This window comes from Pseudomonas sp. GZD-222, assembly GCF_049310525.1.
Lineage (GTDB): Bacteria > Pseudomonadota > Gammaproteobacteria > Pseudomonadales > Pseudomonadaceae > Aquipseudomonas.
In genome coordinates this window covers 30428-46096 of sequence record NZ_JBMOWO010000135.1, presented here as the reverse complement: position 1 = coordinate 46096, position 15669 = coordinate 30428, and the positions used below count along the sequence as shown (strand labels likewise).

Here is a 15669-nt window from a genome sequence, read left to right as displayed (position 1 = left end):
TTTTGTTTCTTTTTCCTCCTCTCCCCCCCCCCCCCCCCCCCCCCCCCCCCCCCCCCCCCCCCCCCCCCCCCCCCCCCCCCCCCCCGCTCCCACAGAGACCGTTTTCCAGCTTCGATGGCAAAACGCCGCGTATTTTCCAAGTGCCGCTACACTGCTCATTGACCCGCCAGCGATTCCTTCTGAAGACCCGTTCAGCCGTCGCAAGGAGGCTTGATGAACGATGAACTCCAGCATCTGAAAAACCTTGGCAAGACTTCTGCGCAGTGGCTGCATGCGGTCGGCATCCACAGTGCTTCGGATTTACGCCGTCTGGGGGCGGTAAATGCCTACAAAGCGGTGCGCACCCGTGGCTTCCGGGCCTCGAAGGTACTGCTCTATGCGATTGAAGGCGCCTTGCTCGACGTACACTGGAATGACATTCCGGCCGAACGCAAGGAAGCCCTGAACCAACAGCTCGACGCAAAAGCCGTTCAGAAAAATAATTGAAAATAGTGAGTCACGGCAGTTGACACCGTAATGAGAATCGTTATGATTATCACAACTGGTCGCGAGACTGGTTGGATAACCTGAAAGCCCCTGGTTCGGACTCTCAGATTATCTCCTCATCAGGCTAATCACGGTTATTGACCCGGCTCTTTGCCGGGTCTTTTTTTTGCCCGGAGTTGGTATCGTTTGATAGCGTCAAACCAACAGTGACTCCAGGTAACTCCCCGCTATGCATTTTCTCTGCTCATCCGACCAATTAGGCGAAGGCCGCAGCCGTGGCTTCAGCGTTGACGACAGCGCCGTGTTTGCCGTGCGCCGCGCGGGTCGTGTTTACCTGTACCGCAACCGCTGCCCTCACCGCGGCATCCCGTTGAACTGGGAGCCCGACCAGTTTCTCGACAGCAGCGCCAGCCTGATCACCTGTGGTCGGCACGGTGCACTGTTTCTGATCGAATCTGGTGAATGTGTGGCCGGTCCTTGCGCAGGTGAACAGCTGGATGCCCTGGACTGCCTTGAAGACAGCCAGGGTATCTGGCTCATTCCCTAAGCAGTACCGGCAACGCCCGATCGACGTAGACCTGCTCGCCATCGATCCGCGTGCCGTAGGCCAGTACCTCGACGCCGTCTGCCACTGCAGCTCGCAATGCCTGCGCATACGCGGCATCGATCTCCTCGGCAGGCCGCACGGCCTCGATTCCACTGAGATTTACACAGTACAGCTGTACCGCCCGAACGCCTTGCCGGGCCAGTGCCGCCAGTTCACGCAGGTGCTTGGCGCCGCGCTGGGTAACCGCATCGGGAAAGGCCGCGACGGTCGAGCCGTCAAAGCCCAGGGTTACGCTCTTGACCTCGACATAAGCGGGCCCATCGGCGAACTCCAGGCGAAAGTCCACGCGGCTGCGTTCCTCGCCGTAGGCTACTTCGCGCTTCAACCCGGTAAAACCGGCAAGCTCGCGGATAACCCCAGCCCGAAGGGCTTCCTCGACCAGAGCATTGGCCCGCCCGGTATTCACACAGGCCAGGCGGCCCTGCGGCGTTTCACTGATTTCCCATGTCCCCGGCAACTTGCGCTTGGGGTCATTGGAACGGCTGAACCAGACCTGCCCGCCTTCGACCATACAATTGAGCATTGAGCCGGTATTGGGACAATGGATGGTGATCTGCTCGCCGCTGGCCAGTTCAATGTCGGCCAGAAAGCGCTTGTAGCGGCGCAGTAGACGTGCGGTTTCAAGGGATGGAGAAAAATGCATCAGCCTTGCCAGCTCCGCAGACCACGGGCAATTCGCTCCACCGCTTGCTGCAAACGCGGCAGGCTTTGGGTGTAGGCAAAACGAACGTGGTGCCCGGCCTGGTAGCGGCCGAAGTCCAGGCCCGGGGTAAAGGCTACATGCTCGGTTTCAAGAAAGTGCTGACAGAACGCGAAGGCATCACCACCAAAGGCGCTGACATCGGCGTACAGGTAAAAGGCACCCTGCGGCTCCACGGCAATCTTGAAACCCAGTTCGCGCAGGGCGGGCAGCAGGAAGTCGCGGCGACGGGCAAACTCGGCGCGGCGCTCTTCCAGAATCGCCAGTGTTTGCGGCTGGAAACAGGCCAGCGCGGCATGTTGCGCCATGCTCGGCGCACTGATGTAGAGATTCTGCGCCAGCTTTTCCAGGTCACCTACAGCTGCCGGTGGGGCCACCAGCCATCCCAGGCGCCAGCCGGTCATTCCGAAATACTTGGAAAAACTATTCAGGACGAAGGCCTGGTCATCGACCTCCAGCACACTGGCGGCCTCCATCCCGTAGGTCAGCCCGTGATAGATCTCATCGACCACCAGATGGCCATTGTGAGCACGGGTCGCCGCCGACAGGCCGGCCAGCTCGCTACGATCGAGCACCGTGCCGGTCGGATTGGCCGGGGACGCCACCAATGCGCCGACGGTGTCCTGATCCCAGTAACGTTCAACCAGGTCCGCAGTGAGCTGGTAGTTGACTTCAGGGCCTACTGGCACCAGTTGCGCACCGCCTTCAACGAGGCGCAGAAAGTGCCGGTTGCAGGGATAGCCGGGATCCGCCAGTAGCCAGTGCTTGCCCGGGTCAACCAACAGACTGCTGGCCAACAGCAAGGCGCCCGAACCGCCTGGGGTAATGAGGATTCGCTCAGGATCGATGCTCAGGCCATAGCGCTGCTGATAAAAGCCGGCAATGGCTTCACGCAGTGCCGGCAAACCGCGGGCGGCCGTGTAGCGGGTGTGCCCGGCAGCCAGTGCAGCCTGGCCAGCTGCAACGATCGGCGCAGCCGTGGTGAAGTCCGGCTCGCCGATTTCCAGGTGAATCACATCATGGCCGCTGGCTTGCAGCTCGTTGGCGCGTGCCAGCAGGGCCATGACGTGGAAGGGTTCTATGGCGCGGCTGCGCGCACTGTAGGACTGGGCCATCAACCTTCTCTCAAATGGGTCTAGAATAATGATTCTACCCGTGTGCCGAGGCGAACGTGTGGCTAAACCTGCTGTCAACCACGAAGACAACCGGGAGTAGCGCGCCCCGATTCGATCTGGTAAGTTCGGCGGCTCGCAGTCGCAGGGCCGGCGGGCGCCGGAGATGGAGCAGCCTGCGCAATGGATTAGAAGAGTGAGAGGCGGTCTATTCATGTCCACCCAAGAAAAGCAACAAAGCAGTCAACTCGTTCGCGGCTTCGAACCCTATAAAGAATCCAAGGGCGAGGAGTACATGGGTGTCCCAATGCGCGCGCACTTCACCAAACTCCTGCACAAGTGGAAGCAGGAGCTGATGGAAGGCGTAGACAAGACTGTGGACCACATGAAAGACGAGGCAGCCAACTTCCCTGACCCGGCCGATCGCGCCAGCCAGGAAGAAGAGTTCGCCCTTGAGCTGCGTAATCGCGACCGCGAACGCAAGCTGATCAAGAAGATCGACAAAACCCTGCAACTGATCGAAGACGAAGAGTACGGCTGGTGCGAAAGCTGCGGCGTGGAAATTGGTATTCGCCGCCTCGAAGCACGTCCTACCGCAGACCTGTGCTACGACTGCAAAACCCTGGCGGAAATCAAGGAAAAGCAGGTCGGCAAAGCCTGATCTGACCAGAACGGGGCGCTCAAGGCGCCCCGCTTCATTTATAGCTGTGACGATTGCCCAGTACCTGCCTCCATGAGCACGAACAACCCTCGCTACATCGGGCGCTTCGCCCCCACCCCCAGCGGCTTCCTGCACTTCGGCTCATTGGTCGCGGCACTCGCCTCCTGGCTTGATGCCCGAGCGGTCGGCGGCCAGTGGCTGTTGCGCATGGAAGATATCGACCCGCCCCGTGAAGCCCCGGGTGCCCAGGCGGCGATTCTGCACACCCTGGAAAGTTATGGCCTGGAGTGGGATGGCGAGGTGGTCTATCAGAGCCACCGCCACGCTGCCTACGCCGAAGTGGTTGAACGCTTGTTCCGCCAGGGTCTTGCTTACGCCTGCACCTGCTCGCGCAAGCAGCTGGAAGGCTACAACGGGATTTATCCCGGCCTCTGCCGCAATGCCGGTCATGGCCAGCAGGATGTCGCCATTCGCCTGCGTGTACCGGAACTGACCTACCGCTTCGAAGACCGGGTCCAGGGGCATTTCGAGCAGCACCTGGGGCGTGAGGTCGGCGATTTCGTCATCCGCCGTCGCGACGGCCTGTATGCCTATCAACTGGCGGTCGTACTGGATGACGCCTGGCAAGGCGTGACTGACATCGTGCGCGGCGCCGACCTGCTGGATAACACCCCGCGCCAGCTTTACCTGCAAGAACTGCTGGGCCTGTCGCAACCGCGTTACCTGCACGTCCCGCTGATTACCCAACCCGATGGCCATAAGCTGGGCAAAAGCTACCGCTCCGCGCCGTTACCCTCCGAGCAAGCCACCCCACTGCTCCTGCGGGCCCTGCGTGCACTAGGACAACCGACCGAGGCGAGCATGCTGCAAGGCACGCCGACAGAAGTGCTGGCGCATGCGGCATCGCACTGGAACCCCGACGCTATCCCCCGGCGCCTGAGCGTGCCTGAAGCGGACCTGCACTGACGCTAGTTGTAGGAGCGGATTCACCGGGGCGCCGGACCGCCGCGATGGACTGCGTAGCAGTCCCGGCAATTTGGGGCCGCGCTGCGCCCCATCGCGGATAAATCCGCTCCTACCACAGACCTCACCCAAAGCAGTTGCCCCTGCCCGGAAAGCTCAATAAATTCAATTCTTTGGCAAAAACGCACAAGCCCGTTACCATCGCCTCAGCCATTTGCGCCAATAATAAGTTCAAGCCGCAGCGCCCTAACCTTTGAGGCCAGCATGTATATCTATCGTTTGGTCCTGCTTCTGGTCGTGGGGATCTATCTGTTCTCCCCGGCCATCATGGACTGGTGGATCGAGCCAACCGGTGCCTGGTATCGCCCGTACCTGCTCTGGCTGATCCTGATCGTCGTGACCTTTATCCTGCAGAGCCAACGTGATGCCGATGAGCTTTAGCCTGACCCAGATGATCCTGATCAGCGCCGCCTACCTGCTGGTGCTGTTCGGCGTGGCCTGGGTCAGCGAACGCGGCATGATCCCGCGCTCGATCATTCGCCACCCCCTGACCTACACCCTGTCGCTGGGTGTCTACGCCAGTGCCTGGGCCTTCTATGGCTCGGTCGGTCTGGCGTACCAGTACGGTTACGGATTTCTTGCCTGCTACCTGGGTGTATCCGGAGCCTTTCTGCTGGCGCCGGTGCTGCTTTACCCGATTCTCAAAATCACCCGCACCTATCAACTGTCGTCGCTGGCCGACCTGATCGCCTTTCGCTTTCGCAGCACCTGGGCCGGCGCGCTGACCACCATCTTCATGCTGATCGGTGTGCTGCCGTTGCTGGCCCTGCAGATCCAGGCGGTGGCCGACTCGATCAGCATCCTCACCGGCGAGCCGGTCAAGGCTCGTGTCGCCTTGGCGTTCTGTGCCCTGATTACCCTGTTCACCATCTTCTTCGGCTCCCGGCATATCGCTACCCGGGAAAAACACGAGGGACTGGTATTCGCCATCGCCTTCGAGTCGGTGATCAAGCTGCTGGCTTTGGGCGGCATTGGCTTGTATGCCCTGTACGGCGTGTTTGGCGGACCGCATCAACTGGAAGTCTGGCTGCTGCAGAACCAGACCGCCCTGGCCGCCCTGCACACACCATTGCAGGAAGGTCCATGGCGCACCTTGCTGCTGGTGTTCTTCGCCTCGGCCATCGTCATGCCGCACATGTACCACATGGCCTTTACCGAAAACCTCAACCCACGCTCGCTGGTCAGCGCCAGCTGGGGCCTGCCGCTGTTCCTGCTGCTGATGAGCCTAGCCGTACCGCTGATTCTCTGGGCGGGCCTGAAGATGGGCGCCAGCACCAGCCCCGAATACTTCACCCTGGGCCTGGGAATCGCCGCCAACAACCAGGCGCTGGCGCTACTGGCCTATGTTGGCGGGCTGTCGGCCTCAAGTGGCCTGATCATTGTGACCACCCTGGCCCTCTCGGGCATGGCCCTGAACCACCTGGTGCTGCCGCTGTACCAGCCACCGGCCGAGGGCAATATCTATCGTTGGCTGAAGTGGACCCGGCGGGCGCTGATCGTCGCCATCATCGCCGCCGGCTTCGGCTTCTACCTGACCCTTGGCAGCCAGCAAGACCTGGCCAACCTCGGCATCGTCGCCTTCGTCGCCACCTTGCAGTTCCTCCCGGGCGTGCTCTCGGTGCTGTACTGGCCGACCGCCAACCGCCGAGGTTTCATTGCCGGTTTGCTGGCCGGGATCCTGGTATGGATGGTGACCATGTTGTTGCCACTGGTAGGCAACCTGCAGGGTTTCTACATCCCGCTGCTGAACATGATCTACGTGCTCGACGACACCAGTTGGCACATGGCGGCGATTGCCTCGCTGGCGGCAAACGTATTGTTGTTCACCCTGATTTCGCTGTTCACCAACGCCAGCACCGAAGAAGTCAGTGCCGCCGAAGCCTGTGCGGTGGATAACGTGCGCCGCCCGCAACGGCGCGAACTGCATGCCGCCTCACCACAGGAATTTGCCACCCAGCTGGCCAAGCCCCTGGGTGCCAAGGCTGCACAAAAGGAAGTGGAACAGGCCCTGCGCGATCTTTACCTGCCGTTCGACGAGCGCCGCCCCTATGCCTTGCGCCGCCTGCGTGATCGTATCGAAGCCAACCTGTCGGGATTGATGGGACCAAGCGTGGCCCAGGACATGGTCGAGACCTTCCTGCCCTACAAGTCCGGGAATGAAAACTACGTCACCGAAGACATCCACTTCATCGAAAGCCGCCTTGAAGACTATCACTCGCGCCTGACCGGCCTTGCCGCCGAGCTCGACGCCCTGCGCCGCTACCACCGCCAGACCCTGCAGGAGCTGCCCATGGGCGTCTGCTCGTTGGCCAAGGATCAGGAAATCCTGATGTGGAACAAGGCCATGGAAGAACTCACCGGCATTCCCGCCAAACGCGTGGTCGGCTCACGCCTGACCACCATCAGCGAACCCTGGCGCGGGCTGTTGCTGGGCTTCACCAACATCCCCGATGAACACCTGCACAAGCAGCGTCTTGGCCTGGATGGTCAGACTCGCTGGCTGAATCTGCACAAGGCAGCCATCGACGAGCCTTTGGCACCGGGTAACAGCGGTTTGGTGGTACTGGTCGAAGACCTCACCGAAACCCAGGCGCTGGAAGACAAGCTGGTGCACTCCGAACGCCTGGCCAGTATCGGCCGCCTGGCTGCCGGTGTGGCCCACGAGATCGGCAACCCGGTTACCGGCATCGCCTGCCTGGCGCAGAACCTGCGCGAAGAACGCGAGGATGATGGCGAGATCACCGAGTTGAGCAGCCAGATCCTTGAGCAGACCAAGCGCATTTCACGCATCGTCCAGTCGCTGATGAGCTTTGCCCATGCCGGCAGTCACCAGCACAGCGACGAGCCGGTGTGCCTGGCCGAAGTGGCGCAGGACGCCATCGGTCTGCTGGCCTTGAACCGGCGCAATTTCGAAGTACAGTTCTTCAACCTGTGCGACCCCGAGCACTGGGTCGATGGCGACCCGCAACGCCTGGCCCAGGTCTTGATCAACTTGCTGTCCAACGCCCGCGACGCTTCACCACCCGGCAGCGCCGTGCGCGTCAAGAGCGAAGCGAGCGAGCATACCGTCGACCTGATCGTCGAAGACGAAGGCAGCGGTATTCCGAAAAACATCATGGATCGTCTGTTCGAACCCTTCTTCACTACCAAGGACCCGGGCGAAGGTACCGGACTGGGGCTTGCTCTGGTCTATTCCATCGTGGAAGAGCATTATGGACAAATCACCATCGACAGCCCGGCCGATACCCAGAGCCAGCGTGGCACCCGGATCCGAGTGACCCTGCCACGTCATGTCGTAGCGACGTCCGCTGTGAACTGAGACCGTCGAGAGAATTGAATCAATGCCGCACATTCTGATCGTCGAAGACGAAACCATCATCCGCTCGGCACTGCGTCGACTACTGGAACGGAACCAGTATCAGGTCAGCGAAGCCGGATCGGTGCAGGAAGCACAGGAGCGCTTCAGCATTGCCACCTTCGACTTGATAGTCAGTGACCTGCGCCTGCCAGGCGCTCCGGGTACCGAACTGATCAAGCTCGGCCAGGGTACGCCGGTGCTGATCATGACCAGCTACGCCAGCCTGCGCTCTGCCGTCGACTCAATGAAGATGGGCGCAGTGGACTACATCGCCAAGCCTTTCGATCATGACGAAATGCTCCAGGCCGTGGCGCGCATCCTGCGCGACCGCCAGAACGCGCCAGCGGCCCCCGCCGAAGCACGCGGTAACGGCAAGACGGGTACTGCTGACAAAGGCAGCAGCAATGCCGCCAACGGTGAAATCGGCATCATCGGTTCCTGCCCGCCGATGCAGGACCTGTACGGCAAGATCCGCAAAGTCGCGCCGACGGACTCGAATGTACTGATTCAGGGTGAATCCGGCACCGGCAAGGAGCTGGTTGCCCGCGCCCTGCACAACCTCTCGCGCCGCGCCAAGGCACCGATGATCTCGGTGAACTGCGCAGCCATTCCGGAAACCCTGATCGAGTCGGAACTGTTCGGTCACGAGAAAGGTGCGTTCACCGGTGCCAGCGCCGGTCGTGCCGGCCTGGTCGAAGCCGCCGACGGCGGCACCCTGTTCCTCGACGAGATCGGTGAACTGCCACTGGAAGCACAGGCTCGGCTGCTGCGCGTTCTGCAGGAAGGCGAGATCCGACGAGTCGGTTCGGTGCAGTCGCAGAAAGTCGACGTACGCCTGATCGCCGCCACCCACCGTGACTTGAAGAACCTGGCCAAGGTCGGCCAGTTCCGTGAAGACCTTTATTACCGCCTGCACGTTATCGCCCTCAAGCTGCCTGCCCTGCGCGAGCGCGGCGCCGACGTCAACGAAATCGCCAATGCCTTTCTCGCCCGCCAAAGTGCACGCGTGGGTCGTAACGACCTGCGTTTTGGCCACGATGCCGAACAAGCCATCCGTCACTATTCCTGGCCGGGTAACGTCCGCGAGCTGGAAAACGCCGTTGAGCGCGCAGTGATTCTCTGCGAGAGCCCGGAGATTTCCGCCGACCTGCTGGGCATCGATATCGAACTGAGCGACCTGGACGACGACGAGCCGTTCGCCAGCCTGGCGGGCAATGGCAGCACGGCCAGTAACACCAGCCATGAGCCGACTGAAGACCTGTCCCTGGAAGACTACTTCCAGCACTTCGTGCTCGAGCATCAGGACCACATGACCGAGACCGAACTGGCACGCAAACTCGGGGTCAGCCGCAAGTGCCTGTGGGAGCGTCGCCAACGCCTGGGCATCCCGCGGCGCAAGAGCGGCGCCACCAGCGACAGCTGATCCCTTTCAGCTGTCACCGAGGTACAACGCGGTAACACGGGCAAATGTGAAAAAACTGTTACCTCGCCACAATCTCGTAACAAAAACCGGGGCTTACGGTAACGAAGCCCCGGTTTTTTTTCGCCCCTCGAAGCCCTCAGAATCGCTCCAAGCCCTTGTTTTACTGGGGTTTGCGAAAGTTGGCACGGCACCTGCTATATGTTTGGTACAAGAACAATAACAAGCACTGCAAAAGACAATAAAAATAAGACGTATCGGCTCACGCACAATAAGAACAAGACGGCGGAGGCGCAGCTAACTGATTCTTTTGGAGAGGAGTTGTATTTGGGGCTTGCCCCACAACCAGGCAGAGAATAATAAAAACTGCACTCAAGCAGGGCCTGAACTGGTTGGATCGCATGATCATTGCAACCTCAGCGACCAAAGCAATCCGTTTGCTCTTGAATCCCGGTTAGGGAGATCGTCCACAAGCTTTGCGTTTTGTGGATAGGGCACTCAACAAAAACAAGAAGCCCGGCAAAAAAACAATAAGAGCACGCAACTACTTCTTGGGGAGCTTCGGCTCCCCTTGTAGTTTCTCCCTCCTGCATCACCCCGCTTCGCTAGCGCCTACACCATCCCCCCAGTAAATGCTAGAATCCCCGCCCATCATGCGGCCATTCTTCGTTTTTGGCCGAACATTCCTTCAAACAGTGCATCCCATGCTGAAGAAGCTGTTCCAGTCGTTCCGTCCTCCCGTACGTGGTCCGCACCACAAGCGCACCACGCCTGAAGTGATCAATAGCGGTCAACACTCGCTGCAACGTGGCCAATTCAGTCGTCATGCGGTGAGCATCGTTGAGCGCCTGCAAAATGCTGGCTACCAGGCCTACCTGGTCGGCGGCTGCGTGCGTGACCAACTCCTGGGCATCACTCCCAAGGACTTTGACGTCGCCACCAGCGCCACCCCCGAACAAGTTCGTGCCGAATTTCGCAATGCGCGCATCATCGGTCGCCGCTTCAAGCTGGTTCACATCCATTTCGGTCGTGAAATCATCGAAGTCGCCACCTTCCGCGCCAACCATCCGGAAAGCGAAGCTGAAGATACTCACACCTCGTCACGTAACGAGAGTGGGCGGATCCTGCGCGACAATGTCTACGGCACCCTGGAAGAAGACGCGCAGCGTCGCGATTTCACCATCAACGCCCTTTACTACGATCCGGTCAGCGAGCGCATCCTCGACTACGCCAATGGCGTACACGACATCCGCAATCGTTTGATCCGCCTGATCGGTGACCCGACCCAGCGTTACCAGGAAGACCCGGTGCGGATGCTGCGTGCCGTGCGTTTCGCCGCCAAGCTGAACTTCGGCATCGAGAAGCACACGGTGCAGCCGATTCGCCAGCTGGCGCCGATGCTGCGCGAGATCCCGTCTGCCCGCCTGTTCGAGGAAACACTCAAGCTGTTCCTCTCCGGGCATGCCGCCGACACCTTCGAAATGCTCGTCGACCTGGAGCTGTTCGATCCGCTGTTCCCGGCCAGTGCCGAAGCCCTGGAAGAACATCCGACCTACACCCATACCCTGATCAGCCAGGCGCTGATCAACACCGACCTGCGCATCAAGCAGGGCAAGCCGGTAACACCTGCGTTCCTGTTTGCCGCGCTGCTCTGGCCAGCGTTGCCGGGTCGCGCACTGCGCCTGCAAAGCCGTGGCATGCCGCCGATTCCGGCGATGAATGAAGCTGCCCATGAGCTGATCAGCGAACAGTGCCAGCGCATTGCGATCCCGAAACGCTTCACCCTGCCGATCCGCGAAATCTGGGACATGCAGGAACGCCTGCCACGTCGTAGTGGCAAGCGCGCCGACCTGTTGCTCGACAACCCGCGTTTCCGTGCCGGTTATGACTTCCTGCTGCTGCGTGAAAGCGCTGGCGAGGAGACCGACGGCCTGGGCCAGTGGTGGACCGACTATCAAGACTGCAATGACAGCGAGCGCCGCGACATGATCCGTGACCTGGGCAGCCGCGACGAAGGCACCGGTGCCGGCCCGCGCAAACGCAAGCGCAGCCCGAGCAAGCGCAAGCGTGCTGATGGCGGCGCAGGCGAATAAACATGGAACGCGTGTACATCGGCCTGGGCAGTAACCTGGATGAACCGCAAGAGCAGCTGCACAGCGCCATCAATGCGCTGCGCGAGCTGCCCGGAACAGCATTGACGGCGGTTTCTGCGTTCTACAGCAGCGAATCGCTGTCCCCTGGCCAGCCGCGCTATACCAATGCCGTAGCCGCTGTGGACACTGAACTGGCGCCCCTTGACCTGCTCGACAGCCTGCAGGCCATCGAGGCCGCCCAGGGCCGTGAACGCAAGGTGCGCTGGGGCCCGCGTACGCTGGACCTGGATATCCTGTTGTATGGCGATCGGCTGATCGACATCCCGCGCCTCAAGGTCCCGCACTACCACATGCATGCGCGACCGTTCGTCCTTTACCCATTGGCCGAACTGGTCCCGGACAGCTTCCTGCTGGCCGACCAACGCAGCCTTGCCCAGTTACTGGCAGATTGCCCGTTCGTCGGTCTGGAACGCCTGTAAACCGGGCGTTCCCCCATTCGGTAACGCTTGTAACCGCGCAATCGTAACAATGCGGTAACAGGGTAATTGACTTCAGCCCCCTCCCTCACGACTATAGGCGTCCGACGGCGCCTGTGCGCCGTAAAAAGGCGTATATAGGCCTGGAACAGGTCGTAACTAAAACACCACGATCGATGATGTGCTGTTCCAGAAGATGAATACACGCGTTGTACGCAGTCGTTTTTCACAGCGCCTGAATGAGGATTCCTTTTCATGCCAGATGTAACCCTGACCACCCTGCAGAGCCTCAAGGCCAAGGGTGAGAAAATAGCCATGCTGACCTGCTACGACGCCACCTTCGCCCAGGCTGCCAGCCGTGCCGGCGTGGAAATCCTGCTGGTGGGCGACTCCCTGGGCATGGTCCTGCAGGGTCATGACAGTACCTTGCCGGTGACCAATGCCGAGATGGCCTACCACACCGCCTGCGTCAAACGTGGTAACGAAGGCGCGCTGATTCTCGCTGACCTGCCGTTCATGGCCTGTGCCACTATCGAGCAGGCTTTCGCCAACAGCGGCGCCCTGATGCAAGCGGGTGCGCACATGGTCAAAGTCGAAGGCGCCGCCTGGCTCGCAGACACCATCCGTCTCCTGGCCGAACGCGGCGTTCCGGTTTGCGCGCATATGGGCCTGACCCCGCAGACCGTGAACATTCTCGGCGGCTACAAGGTCCAGGGTCGTCAGGAAAACCAGGCGCGGCAAATGCGTGCCGATGCTATCGCCCTGGAGCAGGCAGGCGCCGCCATGCTGTTGCTCGAATGCGTGCCCAGCGAGCTTGCCGCTGAAATCACCCAGGCAGTGAGCATTCCCGTAATCGGTATCGGTGCCGGCAGTGCCCCCGATGGCCAGGTCCTGGTACTGCACGACATGCTCGGCTTGTCGTTGACCGGACGCGTACCGAAGTTCGTGAAAAACTTCATGGTCGGCCAGAGCGACATCCAGGGCGCCCTCAAGGCCTACGTAACAGCGGTCAAGGACGTCAGCTTCCCAGGCAGCGAACACGGGTTCAGTGCATGAATACAGTCAAGACCGTCCGCGAACTGCGCGCTGCCGTAGCGCGGGCGCGCAGCGAAGGCAAACGCATCGGCTTCGTGCCGACCATGGGCAACCTGCACAGCGGCCACGCCGCACTGGTGACCAAGGCTGCTCAGCGCGTCGATTTCGTCGTTGCGAGCATCTTCGTCAACCCGCTGCAGTTCGGTCCCAGCGAAGACCTCGACAAGTACCCGCGGACCCTCGCCGCCGACCAGGAGAAACTGCTCCAGGCCGGCTGCCATCTGTTGTTCGCCCCGACTGTCGAAGAGATGTACCCCGACGGTATGGACGGCCAGACCCGCGTCAACGTTGCCCAGCTGTCCGAAGGCCTTTGCGGCGCCAGCCGTCCAGGCCATTTCGAAGGGGTGGCGACGGTAGTCAGCAAGCTGTTCAACATGGTCCAGCCGGACCTGGCCGTGTTCGGCCAGAAAGACTTTCAGCAACTGGCCGTGATCCGCGCCCTGGTGCGCGACCTGAACATGCCGATCCAGATCATTGGCGAGCCGACCGTACGCGCCGAGGACGGCCTGGCACTGTCGTCGCGCAACGGCTACCTGAGCGAAGAACAACGGGCCATCGCGCCAGCGCTGTATCGCTTGCTGAGCCAGATGGCCAGCGCCATCGAGCACGGCGAGCGTGACTACCCAACGCTGATCGCCAATGCCCAGCAACAGCTGGAACAGGCCGGTTTTCGCCCGGACTACCTGGAAATTCGCCAGGCCTTGAACCTGCGTCCGGCGACGGCCGACGACCGTGATCTGGTAATTCTGGTCGCTGCCTTCCTCGGCGCTACCCGCCTGATCGACAACCTGCACCTGAATCTCGACGACAAGTAATCAGGTCGCCAGCGGAGCCCACTCCCTGTAACCCAGGCTGCATGCCTATAATTGGCATCAGCCTGCTAACAGCGCGCTGTTTTCAGTGTCCAAGGCAGTTCACGCAATAAGGAAACCTGCAGCGATGGCGTATTACCGCACCCCTCATGATGTTACTGCCCTGCCCGCCTGGCAGGCGCTCCAGCAGCACCGCGAAGCCATGCAGGACTTCAGCATGCGCGACGCATTCGCCGCCGAGCCACAACGCTTTGAACAGTTTTCCCTGAGCACCTGTGGCCTGTTCCTTGATTACTCGAAAAACCTGATCAATGGCCAGACCCGCAACCTGCTGATCAACCTGGCCAATGAAGTCGGCCTGCAAGAGGCGATCAAGGCTTTGTTCGCCGGCGAGATTCTCAATGCCTCCGAAGGCCGTCCAGCCCTGCACACCGCACTGCGCCGCCCGGTAGGCGACAAGTTGAGCGTCAACGGCGTCAACGTCATGCCGGACGTGCACAAGGTGCTCAACCAGGTCACTGAACTGGTTGGCCGCATCCATGACGGCCTGTGGCGCGGCTACAGCGAAAAGCCGATCACCGACGTGGTGAACATCGGTATCGGCGGCTCGTTCCTCGGCCCCGAGCTGGTCTCCGAGGCACTGCTGCCCTACGCCCAGCGGGGCGTGCGCTGCCATTACCTGGCCAATATCGACGGCAGCGAGTTCCATGAGCTGTCGGCCAAACTGCGTGCCGAAACCACGCTGTTCATTGTCTCGTCGAAATCCTTCAACACCCTCGAGACTCTGAAGAACGCCCAGGCCGCTCGTGGCTGGTACCTGGCCCAAGGTGGCTCGGAAGCCGAGCTGTACAAGCATTTCATTGCCGTTTCGAGCAACAAGGCCGCTGCCGTAGCGTTCGGTATTCGCGAAGAGAACATCTTCCCGATGTGGGACTGGGTCGGCGGGCGTTACTCGCTATGGTCAGCCATCGGCTTGCCGATCGCGCTGGCCATCGGCACTGCGAACTTCAAGGAATTGCTGTCCGGTGCCTACACCATGGACCAGCATTTCCAGAACGCACCGTTCGAACAGAACATGCCGGTGCTGCTGGCCCTGCTCGGTGTCTGGTACGGCAATTTCTGGGGCGCGCAAAGCCACGCGATCCTGCCGTATGATCATTACCTGCGCAACATCACCAAGCACTTGCAGCAGCTGGACATGGAATCCAATGGCAAGAGCGTCCGCCAGGACGGCACGCCGGTAAATCACGACACCGGCCCAGTGATCTGGGGTGGCGTCGGTTGCAACGGTCAGCATGCTTACCACCAGTTGCTGCATCAGGGCACCCAACTGATTCCGGCGGACTTCATCGTTCCGGTGGTCAGCTTCAACCCGGTTGCCGACCATCACCAGTGGCTGTACGCCAACTGCTTGTCGCAGAGCCAGGCATTGATGCTCGGTAAAACCCGCGCAGAGGCCGAAGCAGAGTTGCGACAGAAGGGCCTGAGCGACGCCGAGATCCAGAAACTCGCCCCGCACAAGGTGATCCCGGGCAACCGTCCGAGCAACACGCTTGTGGTCGAGCGAATCAGCCCGCGGCGCCTTGGCGCGCTGGTGGCGATGTACGAACACAAGGTGTTCGTACAGAGCGTGATCTGGGGCATCAATGCCTTCGACCAGTGGGGTGTGGAGCTGGGCAAAGAGCTTGGCAAAGGCGTTTATCAGCGTCTGACCGGCGGCATCGAAGACGCGGCCGAAGATCCATCGACCCAGGGCCTGATCAACTTCTTCCGCAGCCGTCACCGCGGTTGATCGCCTGCGCTACCCCAGGCTGAACGAACGCAGC

General features: G+C 60.9%; 14 protein-coding genes. 12 read left to right on the top strand and 2 right to left on the bottom strand.

All coding sequences use genetic code 11. From position 1 onward, the window contains the following. The first annotated feature begins 213 nt into the window (after positions 1-213). Positions 214-486: a TfoX/Sxy family protein gene (locus ACO6VD_RS25645; RefSeq protein ID WP_157191111.1), complete on the top strand. Its 273-nt coding sequence runs from the start codon at positions 214-216 to the stop codon at positions 484-486. A 229-nt stretch (positions 487-715) separates the two neighbouring features. Further along, positions 716-1033, top strand: a complete 318-nt coding sequence (locus ACO6VD_RS25640; protein WP_422422693.1) for a Rieske (2Fe-2S) protein — start codon at positions 716-718, stop codon at positions 1031-1033. Here ACO6VD_RS25640 and sfsA read toward each other — a convergent pair. Together sfsA and ACO6VD_RS25630 are read right to left on the bottom strand one after the other, a co-directional pair. Beyond that, on the bottom strand, positions 1023-1736 hold the full coding sequence (gene sfsA, locus ACO6VD_RS25635) for a DNA/RNA nuclease SfsA (protein ID WP_422422692.1): 714 nt from the start codon (positions 1734-1736) through the stop codon (positions 1023-1025). The genes ACO6VD_RS25640 and sfsA overlap by 11 nt on opposite strands. Beyond that, positions 1736-2908 (bottom strand): pyridoxal phosphate-dependent aminotransferase, encoded by a 1173-nt coding sequence (locus tag ACO6VD_RS25630; protein WP_422422691.1) that lies wholly within the window; start codon positions 2906-2908, stop codon positions 1736-1738. Before ACO6VD_RS25630 ends, sfsA begins: the two co-directional genes overlap by 1 nt. 211 nt (positions 2909-3119) lie before the next feature. Between ACO6VD_RS25630 and dksA the strand changes: the two genes are divergently transcribed. From dksA to pgi, 10 genes are all read left to right on the top strand, one after another. Then, positions 3120-3566: an RNA polymerase-binding protein DksA gene (dksA, locus tag ACO6VD_RS25625; RefSeq protein ID WP_422422690.1), complete on the top strand. Its 447-nt coding sequence runs from the start codon at positions 3120-3122 to the stop codon at positions 3564-3566. Positions 3567-3638: 72 nt separating this feature from the next. Further along, positions 3639-4532: a tRNA glutamyl-Q(34) synthetase GluQRS gene (gluQRS, locus tag ACO6VD_RS25620; protein ID WP_422422689.1), complete on the top strand. Its 894-nt coding sequence runs from the start codon at positions 3639-3641 to the stop codon at positions 4530-4532. A gap of 261 nt (positions 4533-4793) precedes the next feature. Next, positions 4794-4970 carry a hypothetical protein gene (locus tag ACO6VD_RS25615; RefSeq protein ID WP_003250005.1) on the top strand — a complete coding sequence of 59 codons (177 nt, stop codon included), beginning with the start codon at positions 4794-4796 and terminating at the stop codon, positions 4968-4970. Further along, complete coding sequence (locus ACO6VD_RS25610) at positions 4954-7908, top strand: sensor histidine kinase (RefSeq protein ID WP_400170267.1); 2955 nt, start codon at positions 4954-4956, stop codon at positions 7906-7908. The genes ACO6VD_RS25615 and ACO6VD_RS25610 overlap by 17 nt, the downstream gene beginning before the upstream one ends. A 22-nt stretch (positions 7909-7930) precedes the next feature. Continuing rightward, positions 7931-9370, top strand: a complete 1440-nt coding sequence (locus ACO6VD_RS25605; protein ID WP_422422688.1) for a sigma-54-dependent transcriptional regulator — start codon at positions 7931-7933, stop codon at positions 9368-9370. A 701-nt stretch (positions 9371-10071) separates the two neighbouring features. After that, entirely contained in the window at positions 10072-11460 is a 1389-nt protein-coding gene (locus ACO6VD_RS25600; RefSeq protein WP_400170269.1) for a polynucleotide adenylyltransferase PcnB, read from the top strand. Between the two features lie 2 nt (positions 11461-11462). Next, on the top strand, positions 11463-11939 hold the full coding sequence (folK, locus tag ACO6VD_RS25595) for a 2-amino-4-hydroxy-6-hydroxymethyldihydropteridine diphosphokinase (RefSeq protein WP_422422687.1): 477 nt from the start codon (positions 11463-11465) through the stop codon (positions 11937-11939). Positions 11940-12191: 252 nt separating this feature from the next. Then, entirely contained in the window at positions 12192-12992 is an 801-nt protein-coding gene (gene panB / locus ACO6VD_RS25590; RefSeq protein ID WP_422422686.1) for a 3-methyl-2-oxobutanoate hydroxymethyltransferase, read from the top strand. After that, positions 12989-13846 carry a pantoate--beta-alanine ligase gene (gene panC / locus ACO6VD_RS25585; protein WP_422422685.1) on the top strand — a complete coding sequence of 286 codons (858 nt, stop codon included), beginning with the start codon at positions 12989-12991 and terminating at the stop codon, positions 13844-13846. The genes panB and panC overlap by 4 nt, the downstream gene beginning before the upstream one ends. Positions 13847-13970: 124 nt before the next feature. Continuing rightward, positions 13971-15635: a glucose-6-phosphate isomerase gene (gene pgi, locus ACO6VD_RS25580; RefSeq protein ID WP_422422684.1), complete on the top strand. Its 1665-nt coding sequence runs from the start codon at positions 13971-13973 to the stop codon at positions 15633-15635. The last annotated feature ends 34 nt before the right edge of the window (positions 15636-15669 follow it).

What these genes read in the sequence shown, in the direction of transcription:
- ACO6VD_RS25645 (WP_157191111.1), top strand. Translation starts at nt 214, where the DNA reads ATGAACGATGAACTCCAGCATCTGAAAAACCTTGGCAAGACTTCTGCG.
- ACO6VD_RS25640 (WP_422422693.1), top strand. Translation starts at nt 716, where the DNA reads ATGCATTTTCTCTGCTCATCCGACCAATTAGGCGAAGGCCGCAGCCGT.
- sfsA (WP_422422692.1), bottom strand. Translation starts at nt 1,736, where the DNA reads ATGCATTTTTCTCCATCCCTTGAAACCGCACGTCTACTGCGCCGCTAC.
- ACO6VD_RS25630 (WP_422422691.1), bottom strand. Translation starts at nt 2,908, where the DNA reads ATGGCCCAGTCCTACAGTGCGCGCAGCCGCGCCATAGAACCCTTCCAC.
- dksA (WP_422422690.1), top strand. Translation starts at nt 3,120, where the DNA reads ATGTCCACCCAAGAAAAGCAACAAAGCAGTCAACTCGTTCGCGGCTTC.
- gluQRS (WP_422422689.1), top strand. Translation starts at nt 3,639, where the DNA reads ATGAGCACGAACAACCCTCGCTACATCGGGCGCTTCGCCCCCACCCCC.
- ACO6VD_RS25615 (WP_003250005.1), top strand. Translation starts at nt 4,794, where the DNA reads ATGTATATCTATCGTTTGGTCCTGCTTCTGGTCGTGGGGATCTATCTG.
- ACO6VD_RS25610 (WP_400170267.1), top strand. Translation starts at nt 4,954, where the DNA reads ATGCCGATGAGCTTTAGCCTGACCCAGATGATCCTGATCAGCGCCGCC.
- ACO6VD_RS25605 (WP_422422688.1), top strand. Translation starts at nt 7,931, where the DNA reads ATGCCGCACATTCTGATCGTCGAAGACGAAACCATCATCCGCTCGGCA.
- ACO6VD_RS25600 (WP_400170269.1), top strand. Translation starts at nt 10,072, where the DNA reads ATGCTGAAGAAGCTGTTCCAGTCGTTCCGTCCTCCCGTACGTGGTCCG.
- folK (WP_422422687.1), top strand. Translation starts at nt 11,463, where the DNA reads ATGGAACGCGTGTACATCGGCCTGGGCAGTAACCTGGATGAACCGCAA.
- panB (WP_422422686.1), top strand. Translation starts at nt 12,192, where the DNA reads ATGCCAGATGTAACCCTGACCACCCTGCAGAGCCTCAAGGCCAAGGGT.
- panC (WP_422422685.1), top strand. Translation starts at nt 12,989, where the DNA reads ATGAATACAGTCAAGACCGTCCGCGAACTGCGCGCTGCCGTAGCGCGG.
- pgi (WP_422422684.1), top strand. Translation starts at nt 13,971, where the DNA reads ATGGCGTATTACCGCACCCCTCATGATGTTACTGCCCTGCCCGCCTGG.